General features: G+C 59.6%; 17 protein-coding genes. 9 read left to right on the plus strand and 8 right to left on the minus strand.

What is annotated here, in order from left to right; genetic code table 11:
* Positions 1-131: 131 nt before the first annotated feature.
* The 5 genes from CHH27_RS07140 (at position 132) to aat (ending at position 5,263) form a co-directional block, all read left to right on the plus strand.
* Positions 132-1,529, plus strand: coding sequence for a M48 family metalloprotease (locus CHH27_RS07140; RefSeq protein WP_247646201.1), 1,398 nt, complete (start codon positions 132-134; stop codon positions 1,527-1,529).
* A gap of 63 nt (positions 1,530-1,592) precedes the next feature.
* Positions 1,593-2,381 (plus strand): DsbA family protein, encoded by a 789-nt coding sequence (locus CHH27_RS07145; RefSeq protein WP_198338370.1) that lies wholly within the window; start codon positions 1,593-1,595, stop codon positions 2,379-2,381.
* A 310-nt stretch (positions 2,382-2,691) separates the two neighbouring features.
* Positions 2,692-3,168: an acetyl-CoA carboxylase biotin carboxyl carrier protein gene (gene accB / locus CHH27_RS07150; protein ID WP_094074577.1), complete on the plus strand. Its 477-nt coding sequence runs from the start codon at positions 2,692-2,694 to the stop codon at positions 3,166-3,168.
* A gap of 15 nt (positions 3,169-3,183) precedes the next feature.
* Complete coding sequence (gene accC, locus CHH27_RS07155) at positions 3,184-4,530, plus strand: acetyl-CoA carboxylase biotin carboxylase subunit (RefSeq protein WP_094070975.1); 1,347 nt, start codon at positions 3,184-3,186, stop codon at positions 4,528-4,530.
* 52 nt (positions 4,531-4,582) lie between these two features.
* Complete coding sequence (gene aat / locus CHH27_RS07160; protein WP_094070976.1) at positions 4,583-5,263, plus strand: leucyl/phenylalanyl-tRNA--protein transferase; 681 nt, start codon at positions 4,583-4,585, stop codon at positions 5,261-5,263.
* Positions 5,264-5,322: 59 nt separating this feature from the next.
* Here aat and CHH27_RS07165 read toward each other — a convergent pair whose 3' ends face one another.
* From CHH27_RS07165 to CHH27_RS07175, 3 genes are all read right to left on the minus strand, one after another.
* Positions 5,323-5,703: a DUF5071 domain-containing protein gene (locus CHH27_RS07165; RefSeq protein ID WP_157738767.1), complete on the minus strand. Its 381-nt coding sequence runs from the start codon at positions 5,701-5,703 to the stop codon at positions 5,323-5,325.
* A gap of 126 nt (positions 5,704-5,829) precedes the next feature.
* The gene (locus CHH27_RS07170; protein ID WP_094070978.1) at positions 5,830-6,216 is read right to left on the minus strand and encodes an NADH:ubiquinone oxidoreductase subunit NDUFA12; all 387 of its coding nucleotides are present in this window, start codon (positions 6,214-6,216) and stop codon (positions 5,830-5,832) included.
* A gap of 228 nt (positions 6,217-6,444) precedes the next feature.
* Positions 6,445-7,155, minus strand: coding sequence for a response regulator (locus CHH27_RS07175; RefSeq protein WP_094074578.1), 711 nt, complete (start codon positions 7,153-7,155; stop codon positions 6,445-6,447).
* Positions 7,156-7,792: 637 nt separating this feature from the next.
* Here CHH27_RS07175 and CHH27_RS07180 point away from each other — a divergent pair.
* From CHH27_RS07180 to CHH27_RS07190, 3 genes are all read left to right on the plus strand, one after another.
* The gene (locus CHH27_RS07180; RefSeq protein ID WP_094070979.1) at positions 7,793-11,476 is read left to right on the plus strand and encodes a vitamin B12-dependent ribonucleotide reductase; all 3,684 of its coding nucleotides are present in this window, start codon (positions 7,793-7,795) and stop codon (positions 11,474-11,476) included.
* Positions 11,477-11,683: 207 nt separating this feature from the next.
* Entirely contained in the window at positions 11,684-12,103 is a 420-nt protein-coding gene (locus CHH27_RS07185; RefSeq protein WP_198338371.1) for a cyclic nucleotide-binding/CBS domain-containing protein, read from the plus strand.
* A 369-nt stretch (positions 12,104-12,472) separates the two neighbouring features.
* Positions 12,473-13,906, plus strand: coding sequence for a glyceraldehyde-3-phosphate dehydrogenase (locus tag CHH27_RS07190; protein ID WP_094070981.1), 1,434 nt, complete (start codon positions 12,473-12,475; stop codon positions 13,904-13,906).
* Positions 13,907-14,089: 183 nt separating this feature from the next.
* On the opposite strand, the gene CHH27_RS07195 is transcribed toward CHH27_RS07190, so the two are convergent.
* Both CHH27_RS07195 and CHH27_RS07200 read right to left on the minus strand, forming a co-directional pair.
* Positions 14,090-15,994 (minus strand): CAP domain-containing protein, encoded by a 1,905-nt coding sequence (locus tag CHH27_RS07195; protein WP_198338372.1) that lies wholly within the window; start codon positions 15,992-15,994, stop codon positions 14,090-14,092.
* A gap of 256 nt (positions 15,995-16,250) precedes the next feature.
* Positions 16,251-16,976, minus strand: coding sequence for a spermidine synthase (locus tag CHH27_RS07200; RefSeq protein ID WP_247646202.1), 726 nt, complete (start codon positions 16,974-16,976; stop codon positions 16,251-16,253).
* A gap of 338 nt (positions 16,977-17,314) precedes the next feature.
* Here CHH27_RS07200 and CHH27_RS07205 point away from each other — a divergent pair, with 338 nt between their 5' ends.
* Complete coding sequence (locus CHH27_RS07205; protein ID WP_094070983.1) at positions 17,315-19,132, plus strand: SLC13 family permease; 1,818 nt, start codon at positions 17,315-17,317, stop codon at positions 19,130-19,132.
* A gap of 57 nt (positions 19,133-19,189) precedes the next feature.
* On the opposite strand, the gene CHH27_RS07210 is transcribed toward CHH27_RS07205, so the two are convergent.
* The 3 genes from CHH27_RS07210 to CHH27_RS07220 all read right to left on the minus strand — a co-directional run bounded on the left by CHH27_RS07210 (position 19,190) and on the right by CHH27_RS07220 (position 24,098).
* Complete coding sequence (locus CHH27_RS07210; protein WP_094070984.1) at positions 19,190-19,702, minus strand: hypothetical protein; 513 nt, start codon at positions 19,700-19,702, stop codon at positions 19,190-19,192.
* A gap of 264 nt (positions 19,703-19,966) precedes the next feature.
* On the minus strand, positions 19,967-21,379 hold the full coding sequence (locus CHH27_RS07215) for a lytic transglycosylase F (protein WP_198338373.1): 1,413 nt from the start codon (positions 21,377-21,379) through the stop codon (positions 19,967-19,969).
* Positions 21,380-21,431: 52 nt separating this feature from the next.
* Positions 21,432-24,098, minus strand: coding sequence for an AsmA-like C-terminal region-containing protein (locus CHH27_RS07220; RefSeq protein WP_094070986.1), 2,667 nt, complete (start codon positions 24,096-24,098; stop codon positions 21,432-21,434).
* Positions 24,099-24,162: the final 64 nt, after the last annotated feature.

Here is a 24,162-nt window from a genome sequence, read left to right on the forward strand (position 1 = left end):
TCTTGACCCGGAAGTCCGGTCTCCATACCTTCGCTCACAATGTGCGCTTGCATAAGCGCGGGTTGTGGCGCGCGAAGAAGTCGGAATGGAGAATTGCTACAGTGCACAGTCTTGCATCTGGATCCCAACCGTTGAAACGGATATCAGCCCGGAACCTGTTCCGGAAATCGCTGGCCCTCACCTGTTCTCTCGCCGTCGCCCTGCCGCTCTTGATCACGCCAGCACAAGCGCAGCGCGGCAGGATTTCGCTGGTCAGGGATGCCGAGACCGAAGCGCTTTTGCGCGACTATGCCAAGCCGATTTTCAAGGTTGCCGGGATCGCCCATTCCGAGCCGGAGATCATTCTGGTGAACGACAAGAGCTTCAATGCCTTCGTACCGGACAGCCGGCGCATGTTTATCAATATCGGCGTGCTGATGGAGGCAGAGGCCCCGAGCGAGGTCATCGGCGTCATCGCGCACGAAACCGGCCATATCGCCGGCCGCCATCTGGTGCGGTTGCGCTCCGCGGCTGCCAACGCACAGATCATGTCCGTGATCGGCATGGTCCTTGGTGCTGGCGCGGCTGCGGCGGGCGCCGCTTCCGGATCGGGTCAGGCGGCATCTGGCGGTGGTGCGATCGCCCTCGGCGCAGGATCTGTCGGACGTCGTTCTCTTTTGTCCTATCAGCGCGGTGAAGAGGCCGCGGCCGATCGGGCCGCCTTGAGGTATCTCAACGCAACCGGGCAAAGCGCGCGCGGCATGCTGAAAACCTTTCAGCGGATGTCGGAACAACAGATGTTCACCCGCCAATTCGTGGATCCTTATGCGCAGAGCCACCCGATGGCCCAGGACCGTTACAATGGTCTTCTGCGCGAGGCGCAGAAATCCCCGCATTTCGACAAACCCGAAGACTATGTCCTGCAGTACCGGCACGAACTCGTCCGCGCCAAGCTGTTTGCCTTCTCCAGCCACCCTTCCGCGACGCTTCGGGCCTACCCGCGCAAGGACAAGAGCCCGGCCGCGCAATATGCCAGGGCCATTGCGGCCATGAAGAGCCGTGGCAAGGGGGCGGTCAAGGAGATCGATGCACTGATCCGGACACAGCCCAACAATCCCTATTATTATGAGCTCAAGGGGCAGGCTCTCCTGGAAGGCGGAGATCCGAAACGCGCGATCGCTCCATTCCGCAAGGCCCTTTCCATCAAGCCCAACGAACCCCAGTTCATGGTCTGGCTCGGTTATGCCCTTGTGGCGTCCAACGACAATTCCAAGCTCGTCGAAGCCGAGCGCGTCCTGAAAAAGGCCATTCAGCGGGACGCCAACTCGGGTGTTGCCTACAGCCAGCTTGCGATTGCGCATGGCCGGCAGGGTGAGCGCGCAGAAGCAGATTTGGCCACGGCAAAGGGCCTGATGGTGACCGGCGATTTCCAGGCGGCAAAGCGTTATGCCGCCCGTGCTCAAAAAAGTTTGAAGCGCGGATCGCCCGCATGGCTTCAAGCGGACGACATTGTCGCGTACAAACCCCCTAATGTGCCGAATCGCCGATAAGATCTGTGACACACAGGGCGGCGTAGACAACGAACCTTAAGAACGCTGCTCGAGGAGCCCTTGATGACCCACTCCCTTCAATCGATCCGGTCACTCTATCCACCGGTCCTGATGCGTGTCCTATCGCTCTGTGCGCTTCTTCTTGCCCTGGTGGCCGTACCGGCTGCCGCCCAGGAGCTGAAGCGCGAAGACATCGAGAAGATCGTCCGCGAGTATATCCTGGAGAATCCCGACATTATCGCCGAAGCACTGACGGAACTCGACCGCCGTGAGCGGGAGGCCGCAGACCTTGCGCGCGTCCAGGCGCTGACTGACAGTGCCGATGTCCTGTTCAACTCGACGCGCCAGGTTGTCCTTGGCAACCCTGAAGGGTCCGTCGCACTTGTCGAGTTCTTCGACTACAACTGCGGCTACTGCAAGCGTGCCTATGGCGACATGGTCAAGCTGATCGAGGAACATCCGGACCTCAAGGTCGTTCTGAAGGAATTTCCGGTGCTCGGCCAGGGGTCCGTGGAAGCTGCCCAGGTGGCTGTTGCAGTCAATTCCGTCGCGCCTGACAAATACGGCGACTTTCACGAGGCCCTGCTTTTGAGCCGCGGACAGGCGAACAACGCCAGCGCCCTGGCAGCAGCAAAAAGCGTCGGCATTGCCGAGGAAGACCTTCTGGCCGCGATGAAGACCGACGAGGCCGGTCAGACGATTGAAGAAGTCTATTCTCTGGCCAACCGACTTGGTCTGACCGGTACCCCGTCCTATGTCGTCGGGGATGAGGTTGTCATGGGCGCTGTCGGCTATGAACAGCTCAATGAGAAGATCAAGTCGCTCAAGAATTGCGAGCAGACCACCTGCTGACGAGTCCTTTTGGGACCGAAGCCTGTTGGAAACCCCTGAAGCACGATATCAATGAGAAATCGGGGGTTTTCCTTATACGTTTGAATCCCTATAAGAAGCTTGGCCCGTTGTCCTCTCGGAGACGGGCCAAAGACCTTTGTACGCCCTGAATCGGCGGAGCAAAGAGCGCGGTTGAGCCAAAAACGTCGCACGGTGTTGCTTCTGTGAAGGACCGGTGACGAACGGGACAGACCCCATGTTTCGATGGAGCGGTCATCCCGAACACGGCCCGCCGAGCTTCTTGCGGACCGAGTATGAGAGCCAGAACATGATGCGTAATGATAACAAGAAATTTGACACGGCCCTGATCCGCGATCTCGCCGTCCTCCTGGATGAAACCAATCTCTCCGAGATCGAACTGGAACAGGGCGACACCCGCATCCGAGTCGCACGCCAGATGTCCATCAATGCGCCGGTGAGCGTTGCCGCCCCGACTGCAGCACCTGTTGCCGCTGCCGCACCGGCCGCAGCTCCTGCCACCGCACCGGCCGCCGCCGCTGAACCGGCTCAGTCCGGAACCACCGTGACCTCTCCGATGGTCGGCACCGCCTATCTGTCGCCGGAGCCCGGCGCAGCCGCCTTCATTCAGGTTGGCGACAAGGTGTCCGAAGGTCAGACGATCCTGATCGTCGAGGCCATGAAAACCATGAACCACATCCCCTCCACCAAGGCCGGTACCGTCAAGCAGATCCTGGTCGACGACGCCCAGCCGGTGGAATTCGGCGAACCGCTCATCATCGTCGAATAAGGAGCCGCTCAGGCCATGTTCTCCAAGATCCTTATCGCCAACCGAGGCGAGATCGCCCTGCGCATCCTGCGTGCCTGCAAGGAGCTGGGCATTTCAACGGTCGCGGTGCATTCCACCGCCGATGCCGACGCCATGCATGTCCGCCTGGCCGACGAAAGCGTCTGCATCGGGCCGCCAGCGGCCCGCGACAGCTACCTGAACATCCCCCAGCTTCTGGCCGCCTGTGAAATCACCGGCGCCGACGCAGTCCATCCGGGCTACGGTTTCCTGTCGGAAAACGCCCGCTTTGCCGAGATCCTCGAAGCGCACAACATCGAGTTCATCGGCCCGACCGCAGAGCACATCCGGGTGATGGGTGACAAGATCCAGGCCAAGCAGACCGCCAAGGATCTCGGCATTCCCGTGGTTCCAGGATCCGACGGTGAAGTCCGGGCAACGGACGACGCCCACGCGATCGCACGCGAGATCGGCTATCCGGTTCTGGTCAAGGCAGCTGCCGGTGGCGGTGGCCGCGGCATGAAGGTTGCCCAGACCGAGGCTGAGCTGGATACGGCATTGTCGACCGCCCGGTCCGAGGCGAAGGCCGCCTTCGGCGACGACGCGCTTTACATGGAAAAATATCTCGGCAAGCCGCGCCACATCGAGATCCAGGTGCTCGGCGACGGCAAAGGCAATGCCGTTCATCTGGGCGAGCGAGACTGCTCCTTGCAGCGCCGGCACCAGAAGGTTCTGGAAGAGGCTCCTTCTCCAAGCCTCAATGCCGACCAGCGCAACGAGATTGGCGAAATTGTCGCAAGCGCAATGCGCAAGCTGAAATATCGCGGTGTCGGTACCGTCGAGTTCCTCTATGAGAACGGTGAATTCTACTTCATCGAGATGAACACCCGCCTGCAGGTGGAACACCCGGTGACCGAAATGATCACCGGCATCGACCTCGTCAACGAGCAGATCCGTATCGCAGCCGGTGGCGACCTGGACATGACCCAGGACGACATCCGGTTCGAAGGCCATGCCATCGAATGCCGCATCAATGCCGAGGATCCGGTCAACTTCACGCCGTCACCGGGCACGATCACCTATTACCACCCGCCAGGTGGCCTGGGAGTGCGCGTCGACAGCGGTGTCTATCAGGGCTACAAGATCCCGCCCTATTACGACAGCCTGATCGGCAAACTGATCGTGCATGGCCGCAACCGTGTCGAGTGCATGATGCGCCTGCGCCGCTGCCTGGATGAATTTGTCGTTGACGAAATCAAGTCCACTATTCCGCTTTTCCGCGATTTGGTGGACAATCAAGACATCGCGAACGGTCAGTACGACATTCACTGGCTGGAAAAACATCTGGCTGCCAAGTCGAGCTGACCGCGAAAGGCCAAGGGGCATGTGCCCCTTGCCGCCCGGACAGTGAGGCCGAATGGCAGGTTACAAAGACGACATCGTGATGGAAATCACGCCGCAGGTTCTGTTGAAAGCCTATGCCTGCGGCCTCTTCCCCATGGCCGAATCCGCAGACGATCCAGGGCTCTTCTGGCTGGAGCCGGAACGGCGCGGCCATCTCCCGCTGGACAGTTTTCATCTGCCGCGCCGCCTGCGTCGCACCATTCGCAGCGACGTCTTCGAGATCCGTGTCAGCACAGACTTCCAGGGCATCATCGACGGCTGCGCCGAACCCATGCCCGGGCGCCAGAAAACCTGGATCAATTCGGAAATCCGCCGGCTCTATGGCGAACTCTTCGACATGGGCTATTGCCACACGATCGAGGCTTGGCAGGACAATGAACTGGTCGGCGGCCTCTATGGTGTCAGCCTGAACGGGGCTTTCTTTGGCGAAAGCATGTTCACGTTCCGCACCGACGCGTCCAAGGTCTGCCTTGCGCATCTGGTGGCCCGCCTGATCGTCGGCGGATATTCCCTGCTGGACACCCAGTTTGTCACCGATCACCTCAGCAAGTTTGGCGCCCTGGAAATTCCGCAAGCGGAATACAACACAAGGCTGGCCGAAGCCCTGAAACTGGAAACCGATTTCTATGCGCTTTCCCCGCAAGCCTGCGGACAGGAAGTGCTGGACGTGCTGGACAGCTGGAAATCGCGATAAGCGAAGGTCGCGGGCCACGCGACGGAACAAGCATCCGCGCCATACGATACGCGGATAATCTAGAGGTTTAGAACCTCGTTCGAGACGACGTCGACCTCATTCAGCTTGTCTTCCCGGCTTGCGCGATTTGCCAGAAGTTCAAGATCGGCACGCAGTTGCTGTCGTATATCAGGGTCAAGATTTCGGATGACCAGATCGATCGTCCAGAATTTCCAGTCCGAGTCCTTCGAATGAAGAACCCGTTGAAGATGCGGGATGATCTCCTGACCTGATTGTGACAGCAGGTCTGCAACTTCCGGCGCCACCGGCCAGTTTGCATCGCAAATCCATTGCAAAAGCTCTGGCAGGACAGCATTGAGACCTGGAAATCCAAGCGCCCTCGCCCGTCTCACGGCAGGCAAGTCGTGCTTGTCTCGAGGCACACAGTCAGCCGGTTTCATGCTTTTGCTCTCCATCGACCAATGGCATCGAGCCCCGCTTGGTCCAACGCCTCTTCGTCGCAGCACGCCTCAAACAAAGAAGCCCCGCATTGCGGGGCTCCGAAACCATCGCTCTATTCAGAAACTTCAGCTTCCCGGCGTCCAGGCTTCGTAGTCGCCAGTGACCTCGGGGCGTTTTTCCGGGGTCAGGATCGAGCCGTGCGGACGGTAGGCGTCCGGGGTGCCGGTCGGGTTCACCTTGTGCGCCTGCTGCCAGTGCTTGGCATGATAGGTCTCTTCGGACGGCGGCGTGTCAACGCGGTGATGCATCCAGCCGTGCCAGCCCGGAGGAATGGAAGAGGCTTCCGCAAGGCCGTTATAGATGACCCAGCGCTTCTTGCCGCCGCGTTCTTTGTAGTACTTGTTGCCGAACTCGTCTTCCCCGACAAATTCCCCCTTCCGCCAGGTGAAGAAGCGGGTTCCCATGGTCTGGCCGTTCCACCAAGTGAAGAATTCAAGCAGCAGTGTTTTCATGGCCCGTTGCAGGTCCCTTGATTGCAATTCACATCGCGCCGTTGCCGCCTGAGCGTAACGGGCGAATTTCGGCGGACTATGGCGTCAACAGCCGCATCTGTCCAGACCGTCCTCCTTGAAATCTTAGGGAAACAGGCGCTCTGGCGTCTTTGCCGCAGCTGATGGCGATCACGCGCGGCTCTGGGCAGACGTCGAGCCTTTGGATCTTTCCTTCCGGATGAAGAAGCCCTAGTGAACGTTGTCGCCCTTCATGGGCGCGAAGGCAGCGTTGCGAATGTGCTTTGCCGCCGCGGACTGCCGGGGTTTCGGCTTTTCCTTTTTCACCTTGGCGAAAGGATCCCGCCGGACGGGCTCTTTCTTGTCGAAAGCCGCTTCGACAGCATCTTCGACTTCCGCACGTTTTTGCGTTGCGATTCGATGATGCAAGCGGGCACCTGCGAGCGACTGCATCTTCTCCGCCTGCTCATCCATGGTCTTCTGGATGCCATAGATGTTGTAGAATCCGGAATGCTCGAGGATCATCGGCCGGTCGTCGTTCAGGAGCCAGCGCAGACGCTTGTAGAGTGTCGAGGGCGATACCGGTTTCACCAGCACGTGGTGAGCCCCTGCCCTGAGCGCCTTGTCGACGAGGGGGCGCGTACCGTGGGCGGTAACAAACAGGATCGGAACGTAGCACAGCGGCTCCATGTGCCGGTGCCTTACCAGCCGCAGGAACTGATAGCCTGAGGTCGGCGCCATGCGCCAGTCGGTCAGAATCACGTTGGGCGGTTCGGCAAGACTGGCTTCCAGAGCCTCGTCGACCGAATCAAAGACCCGCACTCTGGCAACCTTGAAACTCAGGAGAATCGACCTGAGAATCGTTTGCATCGGCTTGCTGTCCTCAACAACAACGGCGTCGATGTCTTCCATGGCCAGGCCAAATGCAGCGTGATGCTTCATGAAATGCGGACCCTTTCCCTCACTGATCCGCATAAAACCAGACCCGGCTTAAACCCGGTTGAAATCGGCCCGCGCCATTTTCTTCAAATTTTCATAAAATTCGATCTATCCTCGTCCACAGGCTTCGTTGCCGCGTGGGCGCGCACTCCTTCGCCGGGAAAGCAAGCGCTATTTTCCTTGCAGTTCAGCGGTCCCCACTCCACTCCCCATTATCCACACGGGCACACAAGATTTTGCGTTTGCCCACAATCTCGGCACTAGTGGTTGTCACTCACGCCTTGACCTTAAGAATTCATTTACATTAGTTTCCTAATCATTGCGATGTGCGTAGTCGGGAGCCCAATCGGGCCCTCCGGTCATCCAAAACCACCAGTATCCGCGTACCGCTCCGGGTCTTTTGAACCAAAGCCGGGAGACGGGTTTTTGTGTGCCGATTTTCCGGCGCATGTCGTGACAAACCTGTTGATGAATACTATATGTAGTGGATCACAGCACTAGATACGCTACATACAGGCTCCGAAGCCTGTACCATGCAGGGCGACATCCGGTGACGAGGCAGGCGGCAACGCCACACCGGATGAGATGCGGATCAAGACCGGTTCGGGGGAACCGGCGGGGATTAAAGGGGACTTAGAGAATGCGGATCGAGCGGCGCTATACCAAGGAAGGTCAATCGCCTTACGCAAGCATTGAATTTCGGAACGCAACCAGTGAGATCCGCAATCCGGATGGCTCCATTGTGTTCCGCCTCGAGGACATTCAGGTCCCGGCCCAGTTTTCCCAGGTCGCGTCCGATATCCTGGCGCAGAAATATTTCCGCAAGGCAGGCGTGCCGGCAAAGCTGAAGCCGGTTGAAGAAAACACCGTTCCCTCCTGGCTGTGGCGCCACGAAGCCGATGAAGCTGCCCTCGCCGACCTGCCGGAAGACGAACGCTACGGTTCTGAAATCGACGGCCGACAGGTTTTTGACCGTCTCGCCGGCACCTGGACCTACTGGGGCTGGAAGGGCGGCTATTTCGACAAGGAAGCCGACGCCCAGGCTTTCTACGACGAGCTGCGTTACATGCTGGCGACCCAGAAGGTGGCGCCGAATTCCCCGCAGTGGTTCAACACCGGCCTGCACTGGGCCTATGGCATCGATGGTCCGGGCCAGGGCCACTACTATGTCGATTTCCAGACCGGCAAGCTCACCAAATCCAAGAGCTCCTACGAGCATCCGCAGCCGCATGCCTGCTTCATTCAGTCCGTCGGCGACGACCTGGTCAATGAAGGTGGCATCATGGACCTGTGGGTCCGCGAGGCACGCCTCTTCAAATACGGCTCCGGCACCGGCTCCAACTTCTCCCATGTGCGGTCGGAAGGCGAAAAACTCTCCGGCGGCGGCAAGTCTTCCGGCCTGATGAGCTTCCTGAAGATCGGCGACCGGGCGGCTGGCGCGATCAAGTCCGGCGGCACCACCCGCCGCGCGGCCAAGATGGTCGTGGTCGATGTCGATCACCCGGATATCGAGGAATACATCAGCTGGAAGGTCAAGGAAGAGCAGAAGGTAGCGGCGCTCGTCACCGGTTCCAAGATCTGCCAGAAACACCTGACCGCCATCATGCGTGCCTGCGTCAACTGCGAGGCGGACAATGGTGACTGTTTCGATCCGTCCAAGAACCCGGCTCTGAAGCGCGAGATCCGCGCGGCCAAGAAAATGATGGTGCCGGAAAACTACATCCAGCGCGTCATCCAGTTCGCCAGGCAGGGCTTCACAAAGATCGATTTCCCGACCTACAACACGGACTGGGATTCCGAAGCCTACCTGACGGTGGCCGGCCAGAACTCCAACAACTCCGTGCGCGTTACCGACGGCTTCCTGAACGCCGTTGTCGAAGACGGCGAATGGGACCTGACCGCCCGCAAGACCGGTGGTGTCCTGAAGACCGTCAAGGCCAAGGAACTCTGGGAACAGATCGGGTATGCCGCCTGGGCCTCCGCCGATCCGGGCCTGCAATATCACAGCACCATCAACGACTGGCACACGTGCCTCGCCGACGGCGAAATCCGCGCGTCCAATCCGTGCTCGGAATACATGTTCCTCGATGACACGGCCTGTAACCTGGCATCGCTGAACCTGATGCAGTTCCGCAACGAGGACCGCTCCTTCGCCATCGACAATTACGAACATGCCGTCCGCCTGTGGACCATCGTTCTGGAAATCTCGGTGCTGATGGCGCAGTTCCCGTCCAAGGAAATTGCAGAACTGTCCTACAAGTTCCGCACTCTTGGTCTCGGCTACGCCAATATCGGCGGCCTCCTGATGACCTCCGGCATTTCCTATGACAGCGACGAAGGCCGCGCGCTCTGCGGTGCCCTGACCGCCGTCATGACCGGCGTTGCCTACGCCACCTCCGCCGAAATGGCCGGTGAACTCGGCTCTTTCCCGGGCTACAAGAAAAACGCCAAGCACATGCTGCGCGTCATGCGTAACCACCGCCGCGCCGCCCATGGCGAGACGGAGGGCTACGAGGGCCTCAACACCAATCCTGTGGCGCTCGACCATGCCTCCTGCCCGGACCCGATCATCGTGGAACGGGCGAAGAGGGCCTGGGACCGTGCCCTGGAGCTCGGTGAAAAGAACGGCTACCGCAACGCCCAGTCCACCGTGATCGCGCCGACAGGCACGATCGGTCTGGTGATGGACTGCGACACGACCGGCATCGAGCCGGACTTCGCCCTGGTGAAGTTCAAGAAGCTGGCCGGCGGCGGTTACTTCAAGATCATCAACCGCGCCGTTCCCGAAGCCCTGCGCGTGCTTGGCTATGCGGAAAGCGAGATCGGCGAGATCGAGGCTTATGCGGTCGGCCACGGCTCGATCGACCAGGCACCGGGCATCAACCCGTCTGCCCTGAAAGCCAAGGGCTTCACCGACGAGAGCCTTACCAAGCTCAAGGACGGCATGAAGTCGGCCTTCGACATCAAGTTCGTCTTCAATCGCTGGACCCTCGGCGACGAGCAGATGAAGGCACTTGGCGTCTCCGACGAACAGCTGGAAGACACGGAATTCGACCTCCTGACATTCCTCGGCTATTCCAAGTCCGAGATCGAAGCCGCCAACACCCATGTCTGTGGTGCCATGACCCTGGAAGGCGCGCCCTTCCTGAAGGAAGAACACTACCCGGTCTTCGACTGCGCCAACCCGTGTGGCCGTATCGGCAAGCGCTTCCTTTCGGTGGAAAGCCACATCCGCATGATGGCCGCAGCCCAGCCGTTCATCTCCGGCGCGATCTCCAAGACGATCAACATGCCGAACGATGCGACCGTCGAGGACTGCAAGGAAGCCTACATGCTGTCCTGGAAGCTGGCGCTCAAGGCCAATGCGCTTTATCGCGACGGCTCCAAGCTCAGCCAGCCGCTCAACGCCCAGCTCTTGGCAGATGAGGACGAAGACGAGGATGATCTCGTCGAGGACATCGCCGCCAAGCCGCAGGCCGCCAAGGCCGAGGTTGTCGCCGAACGCATTGTCGAGCGCATTGTTGAACGCGTCGTTCGCGAACAGGAGAAACTTCCCGGTCGCCGCAAGGGTTACACCCAGAAGGCCAAGATCGGCGGTCACACCGTGTTCCTCAGAACAGGCGAATATGACGACGGCCGCCTCGGCGAGATCTTCCTGGACATGAACAAGGAAGGCTCTGCTCTCCGCGCCTTCATCAACAACTTCGCCATTTCCGTCTCGCTCGGCCTGCAATACGGCGTGCCGCTGGAGGAATATGTCGACGCCTTCACCTTCACCAAGTTCGAGCCGGCCGGCATGGTTCAGGGCAACGATGCGATCAAGAACGCAACGTCGATCCTCGACTATGTCTTCCGCGAACTGGCGGTGTCCTATCTCGGCCGTCACGACCTTGCCCACGTCCCGCCGGAAGCCTTCAACGGCCCGGTCGACGCCGGCGCGGTCAAGCACATGGAAAAGGGTGCCTCCGGCGGTGTCGTCTCGCATGGTCTCGTGCGCGGCCAGACCGAGCGCTTCCGTCTCGTCTCCGGCACCGAACCGGCTGGCGAAATCACCGAGGCGGTGACCATGGAACTGGCTGGTTCGGTGTCGGCGCAGACATCCGCTGTCGCCACGGCCTTTGCCCGCGGCGGCGAGGCAGCCGCCGCGGCGGTCGAAGTCACCACGGCTCCGGCCCCCGCCAAGACAGCTGCCCAGCAGATCGCCCAGGCCCGCATGAAGGGTTATGAAGGCGAAAGCTGCGCGGAATGCGGCAACTTCACCATGGTCCGCAACGGCACCTGCCTGAAATGCGACACCTGCGGCTCCACGAGCGGCTGCAGCTAAGGCTTAGTCGGGAGTTCGCCAAGGCGGGTCCCCACCCGCCACAGCGCGGCTCCCGGCGCCCAGACATGAAGATACCCGCCCATCGGAGACGATCAGGCGGGTTCTTTTTTGGGCCCCACCGGCATGAGCGTACGCCCTTCTCCCAAGTTGAGGGAAGAAAATCAGAACCTTACGCTAGGCCCGAACGGAATTCCTGGAGGGCGAAAAATGATCACCAAGTCAATCGGAGATATCCTGGCGGGACGTCCCCTGTTCAGCATTTCCAAGGACACCTCGATCCGCGAAGCCGCCCGTGTGATGTTGGAAAACGGTGTCGGTGCCTTGGCTGTAATCGATGAAGGCATGCTTGCCGGGATCCTGACAGAGCGGGACATCGTGTTCCGGGGCGTGGCGAAACACCTCTCGATGGATGACAGGACTGCCGGCGACATCATGACCCCGGACCCGGTGACCGTTGACAGCGCAGACGCGGTTTCAGACGCGCTGGCCGCCAAACTGGGCGACCGTTTCCGGCATTTGCCGGTGATCGAACGTGACAAGGTCGTCGGCATCATCTCCTTCAGGGACATCCCGGCGGAATATGTCATGATGTTTGAACGGTTTCGCGAAATGTCGGCCGCGCACTAGCCCCAAAGATCTGGCTTCGGACGTCAGCGTGGTGTCGTCCGACAAAGACCTGCATGCATCGGCCGCCGCCAGGTTGGGCCGGCTTGTAAGCTCTGCTACCGACGGCAATCCTGTGTGCAAAGGGCCCGTAAGTGCCTTTAGGCCGCGATCAGCTCAAGTTCTCTTTGCGTTGACACTTAGTCGTCTGCAAGGTTTCTGACGCGGCTTTTCAGGCGTGCGGAATGCGGATCAAAACACTTCCAACAATTTCAATCGATTAGTCTTCAAACTGCTTATGGACATTGCGTTTGCACAGGAGCTAAAAGCCCTGCGCGGGCTCGAAAACCTGCCGATCGCTGCGCTGGAAAGACCATAAGGGAGTTGTTGAATATGGCGGCACTGGATAATCACTTCGAGAACTGGAAGGAACAGCAATCCGCCGCCGAGCAGATGATCCCGCTGGTCGGTCACCTTTACCGGGACTACGGCATCAACATCCGGATCTTTGGCCGGCGCCTGTTGAACAACTCCGCCATCGAGATCATCAAGGCCCACCGCTACGCCCTGCAGATCACCGGTCAGGAGCTGGACGTCTCCAAGAGCCTCGACATCGTCAAGGCGATGCTTCAGATGGATCTGGCCGCATCCCGCGTCGATCTCGGCAAGCTGTGCCACCGCTACATGGAACAGGGCGGTGACGTGTCGAGCTTCCTGGAAGAGCAGCTGGCCAGCATCAACACCGGCAAGACCTCCATTCTGCAGGAACCGCAGGATGTCGTTCTCTACGGCTTCGGCCGCATCGGCCGTCTGCTTGCCCGCATGCTGATCGAACGAGTCGGCGCCGGCAACAAGATGCGCCTGCGCGCCATTGTCGTGCGCGGCGGCAAGGATGGCGACCTCAAGAAGCGCTCCAGCCTGCTGCGGCGCGATTCCGTCCATGGTGCGTTCAGAGGCTCAATCACGGTTGACGAGGAAAAGAACGCCATCATCGCCAACGGCAACTACATCCAGGTGATATACGCCAATTCGCCCGCCGAGGTGGATTACACCCAGTACGGCATCCAGAATGCCCTGGTGGTCGACAACACGGGCATCTGGCGCGATGAAGCCGGGCTTGGCCAGCACCTGAAATGTCCGGGGGCATCGAAGGTCATCCTGACCGCGCCGGGCAAGGGCGACATCAAGAACGTCGTCTATGGCGTCAATCATGGTGACATCACCGAGAGCGACGACATCCTGAGCGCGGCCTCCTGCACCACCAACGCCATCACGCCCGTCTTGAAGGTGATCAACGACGAGTTCGGGATCGAAAACGGTCATGTGGAAACCATCCACGCCTTCACCAATGACCAGAACCTGATCGACAACTACCACAAGGGCGATCGCCGGGGTCGGTCAGCGCCGTTGAACATGGTGTTGACGAGCACGGGGGCTGCCAGTGCCGTTGCCAAATGCCTGCCGGAAATGAAGGGCAAACTGACCGGCAACGCCGTGCGGGTGCCGATCCCCAATGTTTCCATGGCGATCCTGAACCTGAACCTGAAGCGCGAAACGACCGCCGAGGAAATGAACGACTACCTGCGGGGTGTGTCCGTCCAGTCCCCGATGCAGGATCAGATCGACTACACGGCCTCGACCGAGCTGGTCTCTTCCGACCTGGTCGGTTCCACCCATGCCGGTGTGGTCGACAGCAAGGCCACGATCGTCGATGGCGACCGCCTTGTCCTCTATGTCTGGTATGACAACGAGGCGGGCTACAGCACCCAGGTGATCCGCCTGATGCAGGAAGTCGCCGGCATGAAGTATCCCTCCGTACCGGAGTAACCGACAAGACCCGCCCGCCGGGAACGGCCGGGCGGGTCCCATACTGCCTGCCTTCATTCACATGTGGCCCCGAATAGCGGATTTGCTGCAAGCGCGTCGTGACGAAGGCAAAGCCCACAGCAGCCGTCGCACCCTCCAGGTGCCGAACAACGGCGCAAATCGGGCTTCGACCTATCGGATGGCTTACAGGATGAAGTCGGCGGCACCGATCTGTGCGCCGGTCATATTGACCAGCTCGATGGAGTTTCCGGCAAAACTGATCAGGACGTTGCCGCCACGTTCCGTGATCGACAAGTCGTCGAGACTGTCGAGGCCGGACACTCCAGACAGGTCGATCTGATCCGTTCCATCCGCGAAATCGGTGATCTTGTCCGCACCCCAGGCGTTGCCGAAGACGAAGATGTCCGCCCCCGCACCACCGACAAGCGTATCGTCGCCGCCAGCACCGCCCAGCACGTCGTTTCCGCCCCCGCCATTCAGGAAATAGTCGACAGCCTTGCTGTTGCCTTTGACAGTGTCTCCTCCGGCAGAGCCGATGAACCGCTCAAATCCGTACCAAGACAAGCCATTGGTCTTGAACGTTGACCCTTCTTCGACGCGCAGGGTGTCCGTACCGGTGCCTCCGACATTTCTTGCGCGGCCATTTTCCCAGAAATGGTCGCCGGTGCCAAAGAAGATGGTGTCGTTTCCGCCGCCCCCGAAAAGCGTGTCTCGACCGGCTGCCCCACGCAGCGTGTCGTCTCCCCCCGCCCCGATCAGCGTATCGTTGCCGCCTCCTCCGTTCAGGACATAGTCCACTCCATCATTGTTGCCCCTGATGCTGTCGCTGCCGCCGGCCCCGACAAAGCGCTCGAACCCGTACCAGGAGAGACCGTTTGTGCGAAATGTCGCTCCGTCTTCAAGCTGCAGCGTATCCATCCCCGCTCCACCGACATCGATTGCCCGGCCATTTTTCCAGAAAACGTCTCCAGCGCCGTAGTGGACGGTGTCATTGCCGGCGCCACCCAGCATGGTGTCCCTGCCTGTGCCACCGATCAGCGTATCGTCACCTCCGGCACCGATGAGCGTGTCATTGCCGCCATTGCCCTGGAGGTAATAGTCGACCGTATCGAGATTGCCCCTGACATGGTCATTGCCACTTGCGCCGATGAACCGCTCAAACCCGTACCAGGAAAGACCAGATGTCTTGAACACCGACCCCTCGTTGACGACGAGCGTGTCGATCCCCGCGCGACCGATATTGCGCGCAACGCCATTTTCCCAGAAGCCATCACCGTTTGAAAAATGAATGACATCGTTGCCGTCAGTGCCCACAGGCGGTGCGGGTGGTTCTTCTCCGGCATTCGCATCCAGGACATCCACCTTCCTGTTCTTGCCGGAGATGGTGAAGCGCTTTTCGATCGTCCCGTTGATCCCGTCGCCGGAGAACCTTGCAGTATAGGTCCCGTCCGCAAGCGCAATGCTGTAGCCTCCGCCCGGATCGGTCGTGCTAGTCGCAACCGTCAGCCCGGACGAATTGAAGATTGCGACCGTGGCCGATCCCAGGCCTTCGCCCATGTCATAGAACTTGTCCTTGTCCGCATCATCATAGACAACCCCGGTCACATAGTTCCTGGTTGTCCCGGCAAAGTTCTGCGTGGCGTAATCGGTGGCGTTGCCCGGAGCGCGCGGGTGTCCACCGATGGCATCGCCGACCCCCAGCACCGTGTACCCGGCGTTCAGGATGTTGGCCCTGTGGCCAGACGAGTTCATCCAGCCTGCATGCATGTCCTCGATGATATTTTGCGGAACATATTCGCCCGGCGCAGGTCGGCTCTGGTTGAAGGGGTTATAGGCAATGTTCTCGCCCATCGGGTATTCAGTCCAGCCTTCCGCCTTGATCCTGTCCCAAGGGCTCGAGCCTCCGGCTCCCGTATGGTCGAGCCGCCTTCCGGCCGCCATCCATTCCGAGTGTTTTTGTGCTGCTGCGTTGAGTTGAGATGCCGAAGCGACGGGTTCGAGCCCTGCCGCCAGCCGTTCCCTGTTGACGAGTTCCAGGATCAATTGTTCGCTGGAACTCAGCTTGTCTACCGGATTGTTTCCCACCACACGACCTTCCCTGTTTGGTTCTGCCGCTGGAAGGCTCGCGAGAAACTTGGTCAAAACAGACACGGATTTGCGGAGAGATTTTGCTAAAGCTGTGTTCGAAAAAATATCGCCTTCTGCGCGCGGCTCCGGTTGTGTGATTACAGCCTGGCGAGGCAATTACCCTCCCGAGACAATCGAATGCTCCAGGAACTGGTAGACCAACCTGCCTCACCGGTGCGCTCAAGCCAGGCAGGGCCGTTGCTGCCGCCTCCCTTCCTCAGGGCCCCGCCTTGCGCCCCAGATAGACCGATTGTGTAAACTCACGCCCGTCCTGCAACGGGTTGGCAAAGATGACCGGTTCGGCCCAGGCGTCGGCAAACGCGGTCTTGAGCAGGTCGGTGATCGCGGCCTCCGGTGCCTCGTCCGACCAGAGACCGACAACACCGCCCGGTTTCAGAAAACGCTGGATCTTCGTCAGGCCGCTGGTGGTGTAGAACCCGGCCGAGCCGCCATGCAACAACCGGTCCGGCGTGTGGTCGATGTCAATCAGAATGGCATCAAACTGGCGTTCTGGTTCCTGCGCATCGAAACCTTCCGTCGAACCGGCCAGCGCAAAAAAATCACCCTGAACCAGCTGGCATCTCGGGTCGTCGGCAAGCGCGGTCTTCATCGGCACGAGGCCTTCCCTGTGCCAGCGGATCACCGGTTCCAGCAGATCGACCACGGTCAGCGTTGCGACCGTCTGGTGGGCCAGTACAGCTTCCGCTGTGTAACCAAGACCCAATCCCCCGACCAGGATATCCAGTTTCCCGCCATCAAGAGCCGCCAGTCCAAGATCGGCCAATGCCACTTCCGACGCCGTGAACAGGCTCGACATGAGATGTTCTTCGCCCAACAGGATTTCATAGACATCGGTCCCGAGCGACAGAATATGCCGCCGGCGCAGAGACACCGCGCCAATCGGGGTCGGGGCGTAATCAAGTTCTTCAAACATCGCGCTCATGAGCGCACCATGAGGGGTTTGGAGCGTTTTGCCAACCAAATGGTCCACCGCTCCACCGAAACGACCGGCCATGGCAGGCGTGTGCCGCTCAGAATACGTCCCCACCTCGACAGACAGCTTCCGAACCGTCCTGCACTTCGTGTAACTCTGCCGCCCTTCACACCAGGCGACATAAGCGCTCAACACTGCAAACGCCCGCAAACCCGATCGAAATCTTCAGCCGAAAGTCTCATATCGCTCAGACGTTTATTTGTTGCTGCCAATTGCCTCCGGGCACAAGGCAGCGATACCCTGTCAGCAGACCCGATTGCAGATGAAACGGATCGAACCGGACCGAGATGACCCCAGACAGTCTTTATGTATTTGCCCTTATCGGCGTCGCCGGTGTGCTGATGGCCAGCAACCGGGTCCGTTACGATCTGGTGGCCCTCCTGGTCGTCGTCGCCCTGGTGCTTGGCAATATCCTGACGGTCGGCGAAGCGCTCTCCGGCTTCGGCAGTTCCGTTGTCATCCTGGTTGCCTGCCTTCTGGTCGTTGGGGAAATGCTGGAGCGCACCGGTGTCGCCCGTTTTGTCGGCGACCTGATCCTGAAAAAAGGCGGCAGCAACGAAACCCGGCTGCTGGTGCTGCTGATGGTCAGCTCCGGCATTCTCGGCAGTGTCATGAGTTCAACGGCGGTGGTCGCCATCTTCATTCCGATCGTTCTGAAGATTGCGGCCGACACCGGCCTCAACAAGTCGCGCCTGTTGCTGCCGATGTCCTACGCCGCCCTGATCAGCGGCATGCTGACCCTGATCGCAACAACGCCGAACCTCGTGGTCAGCGACGAGCTGGTGGCCCAGGGCTATCAGGCGCTCGGCTTTTTCTCCTTCTTCCCGATCGGTCTTCTGATCCTGGCCGTCACGACCGTCTACATGCTGTTCTGGGGTCAGTCCCTGCTCGGATCCCGTGCACCGCAGGCGCCAACGAAAAAACGCCGCCCTGCCCGCACGGCCGCCGACATGTGGCAGGCGTTTCAGCTGCAGGGCGAGGTCAACGACTTCTGGATCGGCGGCCCGGTGTCCCTGGAAGAAATCCGCGACTTGAAAGCCAGAGGCGTGAAATTCGTGGCGCGGCGCCGCCGCGACCGCAACCGCCAACGGGAGACGGTTCTGTTCAAGGATGGCATGGAGCTTCAGCGCGACGATCTAATCCTGGTGAATGGACCGCTCGAAATTCTTGACGAAATGGCCTCCCGTTCCGATTTCACCCGCCGGTCGGCCACCGGCGTCCGCGCCGAAGACTGGCGCGATGCCCTCGGGCTTGCCGACGTCATGGTCCACCCGGAAGCCTCGGTGATCGGCAATGCGGGCAGCGACGCGCTCGGCCCGGACTATCAGGAACTGCAGACACTCGCCATTTTGCGCAGTGGTGCTCCCCTGGAAGACCTTGCGGATGTGCGCCTGCAGGCGAGCGACCGGCTACTGGTGCTCGGGCCCTGGGACGAACTTGATGATCTCATCAGCCAGCAGGACGATTTTGTGCTCCTTTCCTATCCCAAGGAACGCGAGGACACGGTACCGATGCTGTCGAAATTCTCCGTCGCCATTGCCATTCTTGTCGGCATGGTGGTCCTCAGCGCATTCAACATCGTTCCGGTGACCATTGCGGTGCTCCTGGCAGCCCTTGCCGCCGTCCTGTTCCGGACCATGCCCACGGAAACGGCTTACCGGTCCATCAGCCTGTCGACCCTGGTTCTGATTGCCGGCATGCTGCCTCTGGCCAATGCCCTGGAACAGACCGGCGGCTCGGCGCTGATCGTCGAGCAACTGCTCCACCTGGTCGGCGAAGCCAATCCGCGTGTCATGATGGGGGCCCTGTTCCTGTTGACCGCCGCGCTCGGCCTGGTTCTGTCCAACACGGCCTCGGCCGTTCTCGTGGCGCCGATTGCCATCACGGCGGCCGAAGCCCTCGGTGTCTCGCCCTACCCGCTGGCCATAACCGTCCTGATCGCCGCTTCTGCAGCTTTTTCAACGCCGGTCTCAACGCCCGTCGTCACGCTGGTGGTGACACCGGGCAACTATGTCTTCTCCGACTTCCTGAAACTTGGTGTCCCGCTGACGCTGCTGGTGGGGCTGACGACGGTTCTGGTCACGCCGCTGCTGTTTCCGTTTTGACAGGCTGCATCAACTCGTTTTGAAGGTTGCGAGCCAGCCTTTTCAGTCAACGGCCAATCAAAACGCCTCTGTCCATCGCCGGTGCACCTCTTTGTCGGCAGTCAGCAACAGATTTCGAGAAAAACCTTCGTGGGAGCTCAGGCCGTCACGCCAGATGCCCTTCAAGGCATTGATGCTTGTAATCAGGTCATGTCCTGCAAACTCGTGCCGGCCGGCCACGGGCACCAGTTGAACACCGTCTTCTTTCGAAAAACGCAGAACGGCCACCTCGTCCGCCAGCAGAATGGTCAGGTCTTCACCAGGAGCAAGCATATCATTCATCACCGGCTGCATTTCATTGCCGAGATCCATCAGCCAAGCCCTGGACCAGAGGTGATAGGATTGTCCGGGTTCGGCATCATAGTCCCTTGCGGTGATGACCCCCTCCGTGCGTGCTGCCAATTCAGCCTCGAAAACCACCTTGGCCTCCGGCACCTGCTTGAACAGCATCGCCCAGAGCAAAGGATTGCCGCAGGCCCGGGCAGGAAACGATCCGATCAGCAGAAAGAGTGATACGAACAGAATGCGCATGCTTTTCCTCCCCTCCCAAAATAAGCCTTCTGAGCAAAGGCCGCTGTCGACGCTCCCAACAAGTGCGCACTTGTGAACGCCACCAGTTTTCCAGCGCGCATGACCTATCCTCCCGGGCCAGCTTCGCACCGCGCAACGTTACCAAATAACGTTGCGCCCATAGACACTTAACGACTGAAAAGGTTCCACATAAACGTGTCGCTGTCAGCGTGTAATTTTAACTAAGTCAACCGTCCCTCTTTCCAGAGCCCAGGCCATGAGCGGTTACTGCGCGGCCTTTTTCTGCGTGTTGTAGGCGTGGATCCGCGAAAAGACGACGTAGTAGATATAGATGTTCTTTACGTATTTGACCGGCTCGGCCCCCGCCGCCTTCAGCACCTGCCACTCGACTTCGCCGAACCAGCTGTTCGGGTCCTTTGCCAGCTTGCGCACACGGGCGACCCGGTTCGGACCAGCGTTGTAGGAGGCCAACACGAACAGAATACGATCGAGTTCGGAAATCGCGGGATCGTCGAAATAGGTGTCCGCGACATAGCGGTTGTATTTGGCGCCTGCCTCGATGTTGCCTTCCAGCTCCCGGTAATTCCTGATGCCGACACTTTTGTCCGTTGCCGTTGACGGCAGGAGCTGCATGATGCCGACCGCGCCAACGCGGCTCTTGGCGTTGTTGTCGAACCGCGATTCCTGAAACGCCTGCGCCGCCAGCAGCATCGGGTCGATTTCGTATTTGGTGCCGATCTTTTCGAACAGCGCGACCAGCTCGTCCAGCCTGGCCTGGTAGGCGTCCGCCTTGGCGTTGACGATCCTGGTAGCGTCCCTGGAATAGCGATTTGCCAGAATATTGCCGAGCGTGGTGCCGATGCGTGTCTCGGCCACAAAGGCATTCAGTGTTTTGGCAAGCTCGGGGCTGTCCTTCCGGAACGCCCAGGCAAGCTGCGCTCCTTCCCGCAAGACAACGTCGCGCTGAATGTTCAGATCCTTGAAAACCGGCAGCCAGAGATCTGCCTTGTATTCATCTACGACTGTTGCCGGAATGACCCCGGCGGCAACCATTTCCAGCAGGTCCTCGTCTTCGAGTATCTCGTTGGCAGGCAGAATGCTGACCGGTGTCAGCCCTTGCTCTGCAAGGCGCGCATTCAGCGCTGTCAAACTCTCGAAATAGCTGGACGATGCCCGCGCATGGATCTCAAGTCCCGCAAGGTCTTTCTCTGTGTCGAGACTGTCGGTTTGCGGGCCGGTCACAACGACCTCGCGAACGTTGCCGCGTATGGGCATGCTGAAGTCAACCAGGCTTGCGCGCTGTTCGGTAATCGTAAGGTCAGCCGCCGCAATGTCTCCAATTCCCTCAATCAGTCCGCTCAGCAAGGCATCGCGCCGCGTCGGCAGCAGCACCACGCGAACCTTGTCCGCTTCCTTTATGACACCCTTGTTGAGATGGTCTTCGAACAGCCGCAGATATTCTGCAGCCAGCCCTTTCTCCTGCCCCTTTTCAAGATAGTAGTCCGTGACCGAATACGGGATCAGAACGCGCACGATCTTATCGCGCTTCATCTCATCGTAATCGCCGAAAAAAGGTTCGATGACGGCGCGCTCCAAAGTGCTCGCGTTTTCCTGCGCAGCAACGGGCAGACAGGACATCAGAATGGCAGACAGGACAATCATGAACCGCTTCATCATCAGGTGTTCTCCCTCTCCCTCGTGACGGCGAGACCGGCGGTCCGATCCTCGATCATTTTGGTTTGGTATTCTTGGGCAACCGGCAGGGTTTTGCGTCCTCATTGATGGCGCGCGAGCCTGTGAAGAGGTGACCGATCAGGTTGAGCGGTGTTGCCAGCACTTCTCCGACAGCGCGGCCAGGCCCTGCGTCATGGACAGTCAGTTTCGGAGCCTTCAATGTTCCACCAAGGTCAAAGGGCGATACGATTTCGACAAGCTGCTTGCGCTTGGCGCGGGGCACGAAGGACAGGTTGAGCGCCCCCGACCTGAAATTGACACTGCCTGCCCCGACCACCTGCACATTCGGCGTTTCCACGATCAGGGACTTACCGGAGGCGGACCCGTTCCTGAAATGCAGCGGCAGCACTGCGCAGACAAGTTTTGTGGTTCCGTCCGCATTTCCGGTGACCAGCCAGGTGAAGACGCTGAGACCCGCAAGATCGAGCATTCTGTTGGGCAAGGTGCCGCCCCAGAGCGATGCCGTCAGGTTGCCGGAGAGCGACCTCAAGAACGCCGTCTCCGAGGACGCTGTGCCGCTGACATCGAAACTTGCATAGACCGTGCTGGAAATCGGCGATGACAGGCCGAGTTCGGTCATCAGGCTCTTCAGCGGAAACTTTTCCATGCGGCCATGGGCCGTGGCGACCTCGGGCGAACTGCCCAGGTCAACACCGAAGTCGCCCCGCACGGTGCCGCCCAGAAAGCTCATCCGCAAGTCGCTCACTTTCAGATCATCTGTTTCATAAGTCACATGGCCGGTGAGGTTTCCGGCCTTCTTGCGACCCGCAACGATTTCCTTGACCGCAACCTCAAGGTCCGCCGTCAGCACCGATTGCAGTTCGTCTCGCAGCTCTGATGTGGTGTCGTCCGGTCCCAGCACCTCTCGTGTGAACTCCACAACCTTTGCAACATCGGTCAGGTCCATTTTCGCAGACGAAATGCCACCGCCGAGCGCCAGCGAACGGGTGTCCGGTGGCGCCGAAAGGGTCAACGCGGCCTCGATCTCCGTTGCACCGGATGTCAAGGCCCCGTCAAGTCGAGCGCCTTCAGCCGAAACGGCAACACTTCCTAGGAAACCCATAGCGGAAAACGAGCCATTCGGGACACCAAGAGCTTCAAGCACATTCGCCGGATTTGGCATGGTCAGATCCGTTGAAAACCGAAGTTCGTCGATGACGCGAAACTCCGGAATGGCAAGCTGAAAGCTGAGCGTCAGAAGATCGCTCGCCTCGACGGCCCCTGTCAGCTCCTCCAGGCCGAAGGTCCCGGAGGCATTGTTGAGCGCAACATTGCCGGCGACAAAGCCCAGATCAGGCACTGAGGTAGCCGGGCGCCCGAGAAGAAGGGCCGTTGGAAACCGGTAGCTGCCTTTCAGATCGAGGCCCGAAAAGGCAATCAGGTCGCTCATCTGACCGTGCAGCGTCATATAGGGGGCGTCCAGCGGACCATCCCGGATCACGAGGTCTTCCAGGCCCACGGAATTGTCCGGGTGTTTCACGACACGGCCGACCGAAATCGGCCCGATCTGGTCAAAATCAAGCAGGACCGTATCCGTCCGGATCAGCACATCATCCACCGTCAACGCGGTCAGCGGCCCACTGACGCTGCCCTCAAGGGCTTCGATATTGACGGCGAAGCGATTGTCCGATGTCACGACGGGGGGAGACAGGATGGATTTGAAGTGCAAATCGACTTCAGGGGTCGTCAGGCTTCGGCTGACCGCCCCTGTGATCTTCACCCGGTCCCTGATCTCGTTTTCAAAATCCATCTCGATCCCGGAAAGGCTGAGTTGATCAAGGGGACCTGCAAAATCAGCAGTCAAGGTTCCCTGGCCGGCAAGGTCGCTTTCAAGACCAAGTGATGCCAGGAGGGTCTTGATCGATGCGGAACTGGACGCAAGTTGTCCGTCCAGACCAGCTATTTCCGAAGACGTGTCCACAGTCCCCGAGATCCTGCTTTCCAGACCAGGTATCGTCAGGGTCAGGTCGAAAGGACCGCGATAGGCCTCTTGTGCGATTTTTGAACTGGGAAAGCTGCCAGACACCTGAAAGGGCGTTCCATTAAAGCTGGCATCCAGAACCAGATCGACCTGTTTGGTTTCAGGATCGCCCAGCGACCGGAGCGTGTTGATCACCAGGGTCTCGTTCCAGCCATCTTCATCATCCACCAGGCTGACGGTGACATCACTCAGGTCAAAATTGTCCAGGACGGCACTGTTGATGATCTGGGAGGGCAACCTGGCATAGGAAGGTGTCCCGGCAGAATCCGTGCGCATTGCCCCTGCCCGAAGGACGAGATCCGCGCCGCTCATTTCGTAGTTGGATATGCTGGAGAAGTTTCCGGTCAGAAGGCCGTAGCCCACATCGAAACGGACCTTTTCGAACACCCTGGCCTTACCGCCCTCCGATCCGGTCGATCGCTCCACATAGGCGTCTTCGATCTGAACCTTGATCTGGTGTCCGAGTGTTATCCCGACCGGACCACGAACCTCGACCTGCCGTGACAGGACCGTTCCGACGGCCTGTGCCGCAAGAGATTGTCTGAGCGACAGAAAAACACCTGAATAAAGGACGGCATAAAGAAACGAACCACCTGTCAGGCCAGCGACCGCACACACCAGGAGTGCAATCCGGAGCCTGTTCCAGTTACGGCGCGGTTTCTGCACTGGTGATCGGGGCATGGATCGATCCCTTTGCCTGTGGGAGCTGACAGGATCATAACCTCAAGCCGGCCCGATCCACCAA

The sequence above is a fragment of the Labrenzia sp. VG12 genome, assembly GCF_002237595.1.
In the GTDB taxonomy this organism is placed as follows: Bacteria; Pseudomonadota; Alphaproteobacteria; order Rhizobiales; family Stappiaceae; genus Roseibium.

Excerpts from the sequence above, each read along its gene's own strand:
- CHH27_RS07145 (WP_198338370.1), top strand. The coding sequence starts at position 1,593 with ATGACCCACTCCCTTCAATCGATCCGGTCACTCTATCCACCGGTCCTG.
- accB (WP_094074577.1), top strand. The coding sequence starts at position 2,692 with ATGCGTAATGATAACAAGAAATTTGACACGGCCCTGATCCGCGATCTC.
- accC (WP_094070975.1), top strand. The coding sequence starts at position 3,184 with ATGTTCTCCAAGATCCTTATCGCCAACCGAGGCGAGATCGCCCTGCGC.
- aat (WP_094070976.1), top strand. The coding sequence starts at position 4,583 with ATGGCAGGTTACAAAGACGACATCGTGATGGAAATCACGCCGCAGGTT.
- CHH27_RS07165 (WP_157738767.1), bottom strand. The coding sequence starts at position 5,703 with ATGAAACCGGCTGACTGTGTGCCTCGAGACAAGCACGACTTGCCTGCC.
- CHH27_RS07170 (WP_094070978.1), bottom strand. The coding sequence starts at position 6,216 with ATGAAAACACTGCTGCTTGAATTCTTCACTTGGTGGAACGGCCAGACC.
- CHH27_RS07175 (WP_094074578.1), bottom strand. The coding sequence starts at position 7,155 with ATGAAGCATCACGCTGCATTTGGCCTGGCCATGGAAGACATCGACGCC.
- CHH27_RS07180 (WP_094070979.1), top strand. The coding sequence starts at position 7,793 with ATGCGGATCGAGCGGCGCTATACCAAGGAAGGTCAATCGCCTTACGCA.
- CHH27_RS07185 (WP_198338371.1), top strand. The coding sequence starts at position 11,684 with ATGATCACCAAGTCAATCGGAGATATCCTGGCGGGACGTCCCCTGTTC.
- CHH27_RS07190 (WP_094070981.1), top strand. The coding sequence starts at position 12,473 with ATGGCGGCACTGGATAATCACTTCGAGAACTGGAAGGAACAGCAATCC.
- CHH27_RS07200 (WP_247646202.1), bottom strand. The coding sequence starts at position 16,976 with ATGAGCGCGATGTTTGAAGAACTTGATTACGCCCCGACCCCGATTGGC.
- CHH27_RS07205 (WP_094070983.1), top strand. The coding sequence starts at position 17,315 with ATGACCCCAGACAGTCTTTATGTATTTGCCCTTATCGGCGTCGCCGGT.
- CHH27_RS07210 (WP_094070984.1), bottom strand. The coding sequence starts at position 19,702 with ATGCGCATTCTGTTCGTATCACTCTTTCTGCTGATCGGATCGTTTCCT.
- CHH27_RS07215 (WP_198338373.1), bottom strand. The coding sequence starts at position 21,379 with ATGATGAAGCGGTTCATGATTGTCCTGTCTGCCATTCTGATGTCCTGT.
- CHH27_RS07220 (WP_094070986.1), bottom strand. The coding sequence starts at position 24,098 with ATGCCCCGATCACCAGTGCAGAAACCGCGCCGTAACTGGAACAGGCTC.